9 protein-coding genes and 1 pseudogene are annotated in these 11,835 nt (G+C 70.9%); 1 reads left to right on the top strand and 9 read right to left on the bottom strand.

The features are described from left to right. Positions 1 to 183 precede the first annotated feature (183 nt). Entirely contained in the window at positions 184 to 1,101 is a 918-nt protein-coding gene (locus tag AB0O76_RS37715) for an SDR family oxidoreductase (protein ID WP_365501145.1), read from the top strand. A gap of 19 nt (positions 1,102 to 1,120) precedes the next feature. Here the strand turns inward: AB0O76_RS37715 and AB0O76_RS37710 are convergent. The 9 genes and pseudogenes from AB0O76_RS37710 to AB0O76_RS37670 form a co-directional block, all read right to left on the bottom strand. After that, positions 1,121 to 2,581: pseudogene (locus AB0O76_RS37710) on the bottom strand (protein kinase). Between the two features lie 20 nt (positions 2,582 to 2,601). After that, positions 2,602 to 3,474: an enoyl-CoA hydratase/isomerase family protein gene (locus AB0O76_RS37705; RefSeq protein WP_365501143.1), complete on the bottom strand. Its 873-nt coding sequence runs from the start codon at positions 3,472 to 3,474 to the stop codon at positions 2,602 to 2,604. 31 nt (positions 3,475 to 3,505) lie between these two features. Further along, positions 3,506 to 4,252, bottom strand: a complete 747-nt coding sequence (locus tag AB0O76_RS37700; RefSeq protein WP_365501141.1) for a PIG-L family deacetylase — start codon at positions 4,250 to 4,252, stop codon at positions 3,506 to 3,508. Positions 4,253 to 4,293: 41 nt separating this feature from the next. Beyond that, positions 4,294 to 5,601, bottom strand: coding sequence for an alpha/beta fold hydrolase (locus AB0O76_RS37695; protein ID WP_365501139.1), 1,308 nt, complete (start codon positions 5,599 to 5,601; stop codon positions 4,294 to 4,296). A 395-nt stretch (positions 5,602 to 5,996) separates the two neighbouring features. After that, positions 5,997 to 7,010, bottom strand: a complete 1,014-nt coding sequence (locus tag AB0O76_RS37690; RefSeq protein ID WP_365501137.1) for a LacI family DNA-binding transcriptional regulator — start codon at positions 7,008 to 7,010, stop codon at positions 5,997 to 5,999. Between the two features lie 57 nt (positions 7,011 to 7,067). Continuing rightward, complete coding sequence (gene rhaS, locus AB0O76_RS37685; RefSeq protein ID WP_365501135.1) at positions 7,068 to 8,207, bottom strand: rhamnose ABC transporter substrate-binding protein; 1,140 nt, start codon at positions 8,205 to 8,207, stop codon at positions 7,068 to 7,070. Positions 8,208 to 8,244: 37 nt separating this feature from the next. After that, positions 8,245 to 9,243, bottom strand: coding sequence for an ABC transporter permease (locus tag AB0O76_RS37680; protein WP_365501133.1), 999 nt, complete (start codon positions 9,241 to 9,243; stop codon positions 8,245 to 8,247). Continuing rightward, the gene (locus AB0O76_RS37675) at positions 9,236 to 10,294 is read right to left on the bottom strand and encodes an ABC transporter permease (protein ID WP_365501131.1); all 1,059 of its coding nucleotides are present in this window, start codon (positions 10,292 to 10,294) and stop codon (positions 9,236 to 9,238) included. Before AB0O76_RS37675 ends, AB0O76_RS37680 begins: the two co-directional genes overlap by 8 nt. Further along, the gene (locus AB0O76_RS37670) at positions 10,291 to 11,787 is read right to left on the bottom strand and encodes a sugar ABC transporter ATP-binding protein (RefSeq protein ID WP_365501129.1); all 1,497 of its coding nucleotides are present in this window, start codon (positions 11,785 to 11,787) and stop codon (positions 10,291 to 10,293) included. Before AB0O76_RS37670 ends, AB0O76_RS37675 begins: the two co-directional genes overlap by 4 nt. Positions 11,788 to 11,835: the final 48 nt, after the last annotated feature.

Here is an 11,835-nt window from a genome sequence, read left to right as displayed (position 1 = left end):
AGGGCGACAACGCGGAGCGTTGGCAACCGACGACAACGCCGCAGATGTGCGTGCCAGGGCCCGCGACCCCGGCAGGACCCATCGGACAGGCCCTAAGCACCGCCCCGATTCCCCTACGGGCATGGAGCTTTCACCCCGTACGCGGTATCGATGCGCGCACGACGGAACGGAAGGGACGCGCGCATGAACGACGACGAGGCCGTGGCACCCGACGGGCCGGGCAGGGCACTGCCCGGCCTGCCCCCACCTCCCCCGCCGGGCGCGAGCGCGCTGCCGCCCGGCACGTACGACGGAACGGTCGTCCTGGTCACCGGTGGCGGGACCGGGCTCGGCAAGGCGATCGCTGCGGAATTCGCGCGGCTGGGGGCGGATCTGGTCATCGCGAGCCGCAGGGAGGAACGGCTGAAGGCGGCACGGGACGAGCTCGCCGAGCTGGGCGGGCGGGTGACGGCCGTGCCGTGCGACATCCGCGATCCGGATCGCGTCGCCGAAGTCTTCGACGCGGCGCACGAGGCGTACGGACTGCCGGACGTCCTGGTCAACAACGCGGCCGCGAACTTCCCCGTGCCCGCCGAGGACATGTCCCCGAACGCGTGGCGATCGGTCGTGGACATCACGCTGACCGGGACGTTCTTGATGACGCGCGAGTTCGGCCGCCGCCATCTCGCGGCGGGCACCGCCGGCTCGGTCATCAGCATCGGGGCGTCGTACGCCTGGACGGGCGGCCCCGGTTTCGCGCACAGCGCGGCGGCGAAAGCGGGCGTGAAGAGCCTCGTCGAGACCCTGGCGGTGGAGTGGGGGCCGTACGGGATCCAGGTCAATGGCCTGGTGCCGGGCCTGATGCCGCACGACGACATGACCGCGGACATCCGCGGCAGCCTCGACCGGGCCCGGGACAAGGCCGCCCGGCAGCCCGCGCTCCGCGTGGGCGCGCCACGCGAACTGGGCTGGGCCGCGACCTTCCTCGCCTCGCCCTACGCCCGCTTCATCACCGGGCACACGCTGGTGGTCGACGGGGCGAACTGGCAGCGACGGGGCCTGGTGAGCCCGGAGGTGGCGACGGTGCGCGAGCAGCTGGGGCGGGGACCTTTCGAGGGGTGAGTCCGGCCGTCCAGGGGTATCAGGAGCCGACCGTGCTGAACCCGTCCCTGACCTTGTTGAAGACAGGGCGGTAGGCGTCCCACTTCGCCTCCGGTGCCGAGAGGTAGAGGTCGTACTCGCGGCCGCCTTCCTTGCCGAAGCCGAAATCAATGGCGCGCAGCCTGCGGTACGGGGAGTAGTTCTCCTTCGTGTTCGCCTCGATGTCCTTGAAGTGCGGCATGGGGTTCGGGCCCGCCGGGTCCACGATGCCGATGGTGATTTCGGCCAGCTGCGACGGGTCGGTGTAGGTGACCGTTTCAGCCGTCCGCTTGGCGGCCTTCCAGCCGTCCGGAACGGGGAAGGAGATGCCGAGCTTCTTCTCCCTGACCAGGTGAAAGCCCTGGGGCACGGGTGAGGGCGTGTAGGACGGCTCGGCAGAGCGGTGGCTCTTCTGGGCCTCGGGTGCGTCCGTGCCGCGGTGCGACGTCGCATAGAGCACGCCCGCGACGACGATGGCTGCCGCGGCCACGGCGACGGCCACCTATGCGAGGCCCAGGCGCTTGCGAGGCCGCCCCTGCCCTCGGCCGCCGGTGGCCCGGGAGGGCGCCTGCGGTGCCGGGCCCGCGCCATCCTGGCCGGCGGTTTCTTGGCCGCCGAGAGTCTGGCCGGCGGACGAGCCGACCGCCGGCGCCGTTGACAGCGCCACCGTCGGTCTCCCGGCCCGCGCCTCCCGCAGGGCCTGTTCCGTCCGCTCCGCCGACGGCCGCGCGTCGGGCTCCTTGGACAGGAGGGCCTCGATGAGCGGTTCCAGCGGCCCCGCCTGCTTCATGGGCGCCGGCGGGTCGGTGGCGATGGCGTACGCGGTCTCCATCGGGGTGTGACAGCGGAACGGCAGCCGCCCCTCCACCGCCTGGTACAGGGTCGCACCCAGGGCCCACAGGTCCGAAGCCGTCCCGGGCTTCAGCCCGCGTATCCGTTCCGGCGCCATGTAGTCGATGGAGCCGACCATCTCGCCGGTCTTGGTCCGCGTCGACGTCCCGGCCGTCATCGCGATGCCGAAGTCCGTGAGCACCACCCGGTCCCCCGGACCGAGCAGGACGTTGCCGGGCTTGACGTCGCGGTGCTGCACCTCGGCGGCGTGCGCGGCCCGCAGGGCGGCGACCACCCCCAGGCCGACGCGGGCCGCCTCTTCGGGCGGGACGGTACGACCGCCTTTGAGGAGCTCACCGAGCGCCGGCGCCGGGACGTACTCCATGACGATGCAGGGCCGCCCGTCGTCGTCCACGACGTCGTGGACGACGATCACGTTGGGATGCGTGATGCGGGCGGCGCTGCGCGCCTCACGGCGCGTGCGCTCGTAGAGCGTGGCGAGCCCGTCACCGAACAGGTGCGGCTGCGTGTGCAGTCGCTTCAGGGCGACCTGGCGGCCGAGCACCTCGTCCTCGGCACGCCAGACCGTGCCCATACCGCCACGGCCGATGTTCGATTCCCCCGCCACCATAGCCGCCGCCGGTTATGGTGCTACTTCCCATCGAACACCGCCGCCCGCCGCTCCCCCTTCGCCGCGTACCCCGCACGCGAGTCCTCCGACGTGAGGGTGATCGCCGCGTTCATCGCCACGCGGTCGAGCGCGGCCTCCATCCCCGCGTCGGCGTACGCGTCGATCCCCCGCTTGATGCCCTGCACAGCCAGCGGGGCGTTCGCCGCGATCTCCGCCGCCACCTCACGAGCTGCCTTGGTCAACTCATCGCCCGGCACGACGAGTTGGACGAGCCGGAGCCGCTCGGCCGTGGCCGCGTCGATACGGCGCCCGGTGAGCGAGAGCAGCTTGGCCCAGCCGGCGCCCGCGTCCCGGGCGATCCGCAGATCGCCGCCCGCGTCGACCGCGACACCGATCTGCGCCTCCGGCAGCGCGAACACCGCGTCGTCGGCGGCGACCCGGACGTCCGCCATCAGCGCGAGCTCGAAGCCGAAGCCCAGGCAGTAGCCCTGCACGGCGGCGACCACGGGCTGCGGCAGCCGGGCGAACGTACGGAAGCGCTCGTGGACCCAGCGCAGCCCCTCGTAGTAGTTGCGGGTGCGCTCGGACCCCGAGCGGCCGTCGATCGCACCGAACCCGTTGAGCGAGGTGACATCGATCCCCGCGCAGAACGCCCGCCCCTCCGCGCGCAGCAGCACCACCCTGATCGAGTCGTCGAAGCGGATCCGGTCGGCGAAGATGCCGAGCTGGCGGGTGGACTCCCAGCTCCACGCGTTCAGCTTGGCCGGATGGCAGAGGGTGAGGATGCCGAGCCCGTCCTCGACTTCCAGGCGCAGGCGTTCCTCGCCCTCCGGAATGTCCGTGCCGATGGTGTCGATCATCAGGATCAGCCTCCGCACCCACATTTCTGACATGCCGTCAGGAACGCAGCGTACCTGCGGGTGCTCAGCGGCTGAAGACCTCGAAGGGCACCGCGGGCTTCCCGCCGAAGCGCGCGGCCGTCCGCTCTGCGTTGCCGGTGAGGAATTCGCGGCAGTACTTCTCCGGGTCCTCCTGCGTCAACACCTCGATGTAGGTGCGGTGTTCGAGGAGAGACAGCACTGAGCGCTCGAGTCCCGCTGTCACGTCGGCCGCGTGCGTGGGTGACGAGGAACCGGCGACGGCGACCCAGCGCACGCCGTTCCAGGGTTCGAGGCCGTCCTCCTCTATCAGCTCGGGAAAGATCCAGCGGTTGCCGGCGTCCGACGCGGCGTCCAGGGTGGCGCGGCCGACGGCGACGTGGTCGGGGGTGTTCCAGGCGACGCCGCCCCAGGTGTCGCGGTGGTTGAGCGTGATGACCAGCTCGGGCCGGTGCCTGCGGATCGCGGCGGCGATGTCGCGGCGCAGCGCGGTCCCGTACTCGATCACTCCGTCCTTGTGGTCGAGGAACTCCACGGTCGACACGCCGACCACGGCGGCGCTGGCCCGCTGCTCCCGCTCCCGCAGCGGCCCACAGGTGGCGGGCTCGAGCGTGTCGATGCCGGCCTCTCCGCGGCTGGCGAGGAGGTAGGCGACCTCGCGCCCGCCGTCGGTCCATCCGGCGATCGCCGCCGAGCAGCCGTACTCCAGGTCGTCGGGGTGGGCGACGACGGCGAGTGCGCGCTGCCAGTCTTCGGGCATGGGGGTGAGCTGGTCGTTCAACGGCTCTGTCATGGCCGCAGCCTAGCTCTGCGTGGCGGCCTCGCAGGAGGGGCTCAGACCTCGCCGCGGGCCAGCGCGAGCAGCCGGTCGAGTACGCGCGGTGAGCCCACCCGCAGCCCGTCGTGCTCGTACTCGTCGGTGACCCAGGTGCGCAGGCCGCGGATGGCGCGGGCGGTGCGCAGGGAGTGCTCGGTGTCGACGTACATGTCGTCGTGGTAGATCGCGGCGGCCGCCGGAACCTCGTTGGCGGCGAGGCGTGAAGCGTCGTACAGAGGCGCCCAGTCGGTACGTGCGGCAAGGAGCTCCGCGGTTTCGCGCAGCGGCTTCAGGGCCGGGTCGCAGTCGAACTGCCAGCGCTGGATGGCCTCCCCGGTGAAGAGCAGCGGAGCGTCCCCGTTGACCGCCTTGGCCGGGTCGAACTGCGGGAACTCGCCGCGCACCCGCTGCGCGGACCAGTCGGTGGGCCGACCGCCCTGCCCGTAGATCGTCTCGTGCATGAGCGCGAAGAGCGGGTTGCTCCGGAGCGAGAGGGCGGCCTGCACGGATTCCTGGAACGCGTCGGAGAGCGCGAGCCCGGACGGCGTCCGTACGAAGGCGTCTTCCACCAGGTGGTGCAGACGGTGGCTGCCGTCGCCCGTGCCGAGCAGCATGCCGAGGGACTGGAATGCCTCGACGGTGAGGCGGTAGCCGCCGGGCAGCACCGGCTCGTGCTCCGCGACGTGGGCCGCGATGCGGCGGACGCGTTCGATGTCCTGGGGGTAGCGGGCGTAGTGGGCCGCGGTCTTGCGCTCCATGCGCGGATAGGCCGCGCGGTAGACGTCGTCGGCGTGCCCGTCGAGCGTCGGCAGGCCACCGGTGATGATCGCGGTGTCCAGGCCATCGGGGGCGGCCGAGAGGTAGTGGGTGGTGCAGAAGCCGCCGAAGCTCTGGCCTAGGACGGTCCAGGGGGCACCGCCGGTGAGCTCGCGCCGGATCAGTTCGCAGTCCCGGACGATGGAGTCGGCGCGGAAGTGGGCGAGGTAGTCCGCCTGCTCGCGGGGGCCGCCGCGCAGCGGGAGCGTCTGGCGGTTGGCCGGCGTGGAGCTACCCGTGCCGCGCTGGTCGAGGAGCAGCACCCGGTAGTCCCGCAGGGCCCGGCCGAGCCAGGCCTCCTTGCCCACGAAGCGGTTGGCGCCGCATCCGGGACCGCCCTGCAGATACACCAGCCACGGCAGTTTCCCGCCCGCGTGGGCGCTCGCCACAGCCTCCCGAGCGTAGACCTCGATGTGCTCGCCCGCCGGGTCGTCGTGGTCGAGCGGCAGGGAGAAGCGGTGGTCGGTGAGGACGACGCCGGGCTGACGGTAGGGGGCGCTGGCGGTCAAGAGGGGCTCCTGGGCGACGCGTGGAACGGGGTGCTTCGTGACACGGGGTGCTTCGTAACAGTTGAGCACACCCGCGTCGGGAGCGATCAGCGGGGCAACGGGCTGGCGCGATCACGCGATCAGCGGGGTGCCAGGCCGGATCGGTCAGCGGGGGCACCAGGTCAGAGCGGTCAGCAGGGCACCAGGCCGGAGCGGTGAGCGCGGCGCCAGGCCGAAGCGGCCAGCGCGGCGCCAGGCCTGAGCGGTGAGCGCGGCGCCAAGCCTGAGCGGTGAGCGCGGCGCCAAGCCACAGCAGTCAGCGCGGCGCCAAGCCTGAGCGGTGAGCGCGGCGCCAAGCCACAGCAGTCAGCGCGGCGCCAAGCCGAAGCAGTCAGCGCGGCGCCAAGCCAGAGCAGTCAGCGCGGCGCCAAGCTGGAGCGCCGCACCACGAGTTCGGGCTGGAGCACCACGCGCCGGTGCTCATGCCGCTGAGGGGCATCCGACTCGGTCTCCTCCAGGAGGAGTTCCGCGGCCATGGTGCCCATCGTGACGGCGGGCTGGCGCACCGAAGTGAGCGGGACGACCGCCGCGGCCGCGAACTCGATGTCGTCGTAGCCGACGATGGCGATGTCCTCGGGGACGCGCACCCCGGCGGCGTACATCGCCTGGAGCACTCCGAGGGCCAGCAGGTCGTTGGCGCAGAAGACGGCGGTCGGCCGCTCAGCGAGCCCGAGGAGCCGGGCGCCCGCGTCGCGTCCCGCCGCCACGTCGAGGCGCTCGGTGGGCAGTTCCCGCAGCGCCGACGCCGGCAGGCCCGCCTCGGCGAGCGCCTGCAGCGCCCCCTCCCGGCGGTCCTTGACCTGGTTGAGCCCCGCGGGACCGCTCACGTACGCGACGCTGCGGTGCCCGGTGTCGAGGAGATGGCGCACCGCTAGCGCCCCGCCCTGTACGTCGTCCACCGAGACGGAACACTCGGTGGCGCCATCGGCGACCCGGTCGACGAGGACGAAGGGGATGGCGTGCCGCCGAAACGCTTCGATGTTCCGTCCCGTGGCATCCGCCGGGGTCAGCAGGACGCCGCGCACCCGCTGCTCGGCGAAGAGCGCCAGATACTCGGCCTCTTCGGAGGGGCTCTGTCCGCTGTTGCACATCATCACGCGGAGCCCTGCGTCGCGCGCGGCCCGCTCGGCACCGCGCGCGACGTCCACGAAGAAGGGGTTTCCCATGTCGAGCACGAGCAGCGCCATGATGCGGCTCCGGCCCGCGCGCAGCTGCCGCGCGGACTCGCTGCGGACGTAGCCGAGCCGGTCGATGACGGACTGCACCCGGTGACGGGTCTCTTCGGAGACCATGTCCGGGCGGTTGATCACGTTCGACACGGTGCCCACCGACACCCCGGCATGCTTCGCCACGTCTTTGATGCCGACCATGCGTCCCCTTGTTCCCTTGCTCGTGCGGTGCCTTGTGCACCGCCTCGTGCGATCCCCTCAGAATTTGTACTGGTCGATGTTCTTCTTGTCGAAGACGGTCGGTTCGCCGAGATCGACCACTCCCTTGTCACCGATGGTGAAGCTGCCGAGGTCGCCCGCCTTGAACGACTCGCCCTGCTTGCCGGTGATCTGGCCGGACTTCAGGGCCACGGCGGTGTGCGCGGCGAGCGCGCCCAGTTTGGCGGGGTCCCACAGTTCGAAGCCTTCTACGGTGCCGTTCTTCACGTACTTGCGCATGTCATTGGGGGTGCCGAGGCCGGTGAGGAGCACCTTGCCCTTGTACTTCGACCCCGAGAGGTACTGGGCGGCGGCCTTGATGCCGACCGTCGTCGGGGAGATGATCCCCGCCAGCTTCGGGTGCTCCTGGAGCAGGCCCTGGGTCTGCTGGAAGGACTGCTGGGCGTCGTCGTTGCCGTAGGCCGTCTTGACCAGCTTCATGTTCTTGTACTTGGGCTTCTTCAGCTCGTCCTTCATGAAGCCGATCCAGGTGTTCTGGTTCGTCGCGGTCTGGGCGGCGGAGAGGATCGCGATGTCGCCCTTGTAGCCGAGCTGCTTGCCGAGCAGCTGCACCTGGCTGCGGCCGAGCGCCTCGGCACTGGCCTGCGAGACGAACACGTCACGGCAGCCGGCGTTGGTGTCCGAGTCGTAGGTCACAACCTTGATGCCGTTCTTCATGGCCTGCTTGAGGGCGGTGCACAGGGCGCCGGGGTCCTGCGCGGAGACGGCCATGGCGTCGACCTGCTGCTGGGTGAGCGTGTTGACGTAACTGACCTGCCCGCTCGTGTCGGTCGCGCTGTTGGGCCCCGTCTCCTTGTACGTCGATCCCAGTTCCTCGAGCGCCTTCTCGCCGCCCTTGTCGGCGACCGTGAAGTACGGGTTGTTGACCTGCTTGGGCAGGAACGCGACGGTGAGGCCCTTCTTGGTGGCCGCGTTCGGATCGGCTTTCGCGTCCGAGGCCTTGGCCGCGTCGTCGTTCTTCGACGACTCCTTGGTGGTGCCCCCGCAGGCGGTGGCGGTGAGGGCGAGCGAGGTGACCGCGGCGAGGGTCACGCACGCGCGGGTGAGGGCGGATCGGCGGGGAGAGCGGAGGGGAGTTGGGCGGGGATTTCGGCGGTGATTTCGGCGGGGAGAGAGCATCGTTGGTCCCTTTCGGACTGATCGACGGTACGAGGGGTCAGCGGGCGGGGGCGGTGGCGCGGCGGCCGGCCCTGGCGACGGCGATCTGCCGGGCCACGCGGGGCCCGAGCACCGAGACGACGAGCAGGACGCCGGTGACGACGATCTGCGACTGTGCGGAGACGTTGAGCAGGCTCATCGCGTTCTGCAGCGCGCCGAGCAGGAAGACTCCGGCGATCGCGCCGCCGAGGGTTCCCTTGCCGCCGTCGAAGTCGATGCCGCCGAGCAGCACGGCGGCGACGACGGACAGTTCGAGCCCGGTGGCGTTGTCGTAGCGGGCGCTCGCGTAGTGCAGCGCCCAGAAGACGCCGGTGAGGGCGGCCATGAAACCCGTGGCGACGAACAGCCACAGCTTGTGCCGTTTGACGCGCACCCCGGCGAAGCGCGCCGCCTCCTCATTGGCGCCGATCGCGAACAGGGAGCGTCCGAAGGGGGTGGCGTGCAGGACGACCACGGCGATCGCGAGGAGCGCGACGAAGGGCAGGAAGGCGTACGGCAGGAACGTCTCGCCGACGCGTCCGGCCGCGAAGTCCAGGTACTGCGCGGGGAAGTCGGTGACGGCGTCCGAGCCGAGCACGATCTGTGCGATGCCCCGGTAGGCGGCCATCGTGCCGATGGTGACGGCGAGCGAGGGCAGGCCGAGCCGGGTCACCAGGAGACCGTTGATCAGTCCGCAGACGACTCCGATGACGAGGACCAGCGGAATGATCGTCTCGATGGCCATGCCCGCGTTCCACAGGGCGCCCATCACCGCTCCGGAGAGCCCTGCCGTTGAGGCCACCGAAAGATCGATCTCTCCGGAGACCACGAGGAGCGTCATCGGGAGCGCTATCAGCGCGATGGGCAGCGTATTGCCGATGAGGAACGACAGGTTGAGGGCGTTGCCGAAACCGTCGACAAAGGAGAACGACATCAGGAGGAGTACGACAAGGAGAGCGCCGACCACGGTGTCCCAGCGGACGGCGCGCGTGAGCGTGAGCCGGTTGGAGTCAGCCATGGCGGCCCATCCTTCTGTTCGATGCAGCCCTCTTCTTCAGGGCCTTGTTGACACGCAGGGCGACGACCCGGTCGACGGCGATGGCGAGGACGAGCAGCACGCCGTTGATGGCGAGCACCCACACGGAGCTGACGCCGAGCGCCGGAAGCACGCTGTTGATGGAGGTCAGCAGCAGGGCGCCGAGCGCCGCGCCGTAGACACTCCCGGAGCCGCCGGTGAAGACGACACCGCCGACCACGACGGCGCTGACAACCGTGAGTTCATAGCCGTTGCCGGTGGCGGAGTCGACGTTGCCGAAGCGGGCCAGGTAGAGCGCGCCCGCGAGTCCGGCCAGCGCCCCGCAGGCCGTGTAGGCGGCGAGGATCCGCTTGCGCACCGGGATGCCGGCGAGGCGCGCGGCCTCGGGGTTGGAGCCCAGGGCGTACAGCTCGCGCCCGCCGCCGAAGTGCCGCAGGTAGTAGGCGACGCCGACCAGGACGACGAGCGCGATGAGCGCCAGGTACGGCACCGCCGAGATCCCGCCGGAGCCGAAGTCGATGTATCCGCCGGGCAGATCGGCGGCGGTGATCTGCCGGGAGCCGACCCAGATCGAGTCGATGCCCCGGATGACGTAGAGCGTGCCGAGGGTCACGACGAGCGCGGGCAGCTGGCCGAGGCTGACGAGCGCCCCGTTGAGCAGGCCGCAGCCGACACCGAGCGCGACGGCAACGAGGATCGCGACGGTCGGGTTGCCGCCGCCCTGGAGGTGGTTGCCGGCGGCGAAGGCGCTGATCCCGAGCGTCGAGCCGACCGACAGGTCGACGTTGCGGGTGATGACGACCAACGCCTGTCCCGTCGCGACGAGGACGAGGATGGTCGCGTTCAGGAGCAGGTCCTTGATGCCCTGTTCGGACAGGAACTCGCTGTTGCCCGCCTGGGTGATGCCGATCATCACCAGGAAGACGAGGAGGATGGCGAGTTCGCGCATCTTGAAGACGCGGTCCACGAGGCGGGTCCCGGCGGCGTTCTCCGGGTCAACCGCGGGTGCGGGGCTCTGTGTGGTCGCGCTCATGCCGCCCTCCCGGTGGCCGCAGCCATCACGGACTCCTCGGTCGCCTGCGCGCGCGGGATCTCCGCGGTGAGCCGCCCTTCGTGCATGACGAGGACCCGGTCGGCCATGCCGAGGATCTCCGGCAGGTCGGAGGAGATCATCAGGACCGCGACGCCGTCGGCAGCGAGTTCGGAAAGCAGACGGTGCACTTCGGCCTTGGTGCCGACGTCGATGCCGCGGGTCGGTTCGTCCACGATGAGCACCTGGGGCCGGGTGGCGAGCCACTTGGCGAGGACGACCTTCTGCTGGTTTCCGCCGGAGAGGGTGCCCACCGCGTCGGCGATCCGCGCGTACTTCACTTGAAGACGCACCGCCCAGTCCAGCGAACGGCTGCGCTCGGCACCGCGGTCCATGAGGCCCGCGCGCACCGTCGTACGCAGTCCGGTGAGCCCGATGTTGCGCTCGATCGACATGTCCATCACCAGGCCCTGGGCGCGCCGGTCCTCGGGGACGAGCGCGATCCCGGCCGCCATGGCGGTGCTGGGAGCGCCGTTCACCAGCGCCCGCCCCTGCACCTCGACGGTCCCTGCGTCCCACCGGTCGACGCCGAACACGGCCCGCGCGACCTCGCTGCGCCCGGCGCCGACGAGCCCGGCGAGGCCGACGATCTCGCCGCGCCGCACATCGAACGACACATCGGTGAAGACGCCCTCCCGGGTCAGCCGGCGGACGCTGAGGGCGACTTCACCCACCGCCGTGTCCTGCTTCGGGTAGAGCTCGTCGAGGTCGCGGCCCACCATGCGGCGTACGAGATCGTCCTCGGTCAGTCCGTCGAGCGGCTCACTGGCGATCAGGGCGCCGTCCCGCAACGTGGTGACGCGCCGGCACAGATCGAAGATCTCCTCGATGCGGTGCGAGATGAACAGGACCGCCGCGCCCTGTTCGCGCAGGGCGCGGACGACCCCGAAGAGACGGGCCACCTCGCTGCCGGTGAGCGCCGCGGTCGGCTCGTCCATGATCAGGACCCGGGCGTCGAAGGAGAGCGCCTTGGCGATCTCGACGATCTGCTGGTCGGCGATGGACAGGCCGCGCGCGGGCTGTTCGGGGTCGAGGTCCACGGCCAGGCGCTTGAAGAGCGCTTCGGCCGCGGCGTGCACGGCCTTGTGGTCCACGCGGCCGAGCGAACGGCGGGGCTGGCGCCCCATGAAGATGTTCTCCGCGACCGACAGGTCGGGGAAGAGCGTCGGCTCCTGGTAGATGACGGCGACGCCCGCGTCCCGGGCGTCGCCCGGACCGTGGAAGACGACCGGGGAGCCGTCGAGCGAAAGCCCTCCCGCGTCCGGCCGGTGGACCCCGGCGAGGGTCTTGATGAGGGTGGATTTCCCGGCGCCGTTCTCGCCCGCGAGGGCGTGCGCCTCTCCGGCGTGCAGCTCAAGGGAGACGTCGTGCAGGGCGCGCACGGCCCCGAAGGACTTGCTCAGGCCCTGCACGGCCAGGACGGGGGGCTCTCTCATAGGTAGCACCGATCGGTCACGAAGGGCATGTGGCTTCGGGAGGGGCGC

Source organism: Streptomyces sp. NPDC086554 (assembly GCF_040686095.1).
In the GTDB taxonomy this organism is placed as follows: Bacteria; Actinomycetota; Actinomycetes; order Streptomycetales; family Streptomycetaceae; genus Streptomyces.
The sequence above is the reverse complement of the archived record's forward strand: the minus strand, read 5'-3'. Positions and strand labels throughout refer to the sequence as shown.

Excerpts from the sequence above, each read along its gene's own strand:
- AB0O76_RS37675 (WP_365501131.1), bottom strand. The coding sequence starts at position 10,294 with ATGAGCGCGACCACACAGAGCCCCGCACCCGCGGTTGACCCGGAGAAC.
- AB0O76_RS37715 (WP_365501145.1), top strand. The coding sequence starts at position 184 with ATGAACGACGACGAGGCCGTGGCACCCGACGGGCCGGGCAGGGCACTG.
- rhaS (WP_365501135.1), bottom strand. The coding sequence starts at position 8,207 with ATGCTCTCTCCCCGCCGAAATCACCGCCGAAATCCCCGCCCAACTCCC.
- AB0O76_RS37670 (WP_365501129.1), bottom strand. The coding sequence starts at position 11,787 with ATGAGAGAGCCCCCCGTCCTGGCCGTGCAGGGCCTGAGCAAGTCCTTC.
- AB0O76_RS37700 (WP_365501141.1), bottom strand. The coding sequence starts at position 4,252 with ATGACAGAGCCGTTGAACGACCAGCTCACCCCCATGCCCGAAGACTGG.
- AB0O76_RS37705 (WP_365501143.1), bottom strand. The coding sequence starts at position 3,474 with ATGTCAGAAATGTGGGTGCGGAGGCTGATCCTGATGATCGACACCATC.
- AB0O76_RS37690 (WP_365501137.1), bottom strand. The coding sequence starts at position 7,010 with ATGGTCGGCATCAAAGACGTGGCGAAGCATGCCGGGGTGTCGGTGGGC.
- AB0O76_RS37680 (WP_365501133.1), bottom strand. The coding sequence starts at position 9,243 with ATGGCTGACTCCAACCGGCTCACGCTCACGCGCGCCGTCCGCTGGGAC.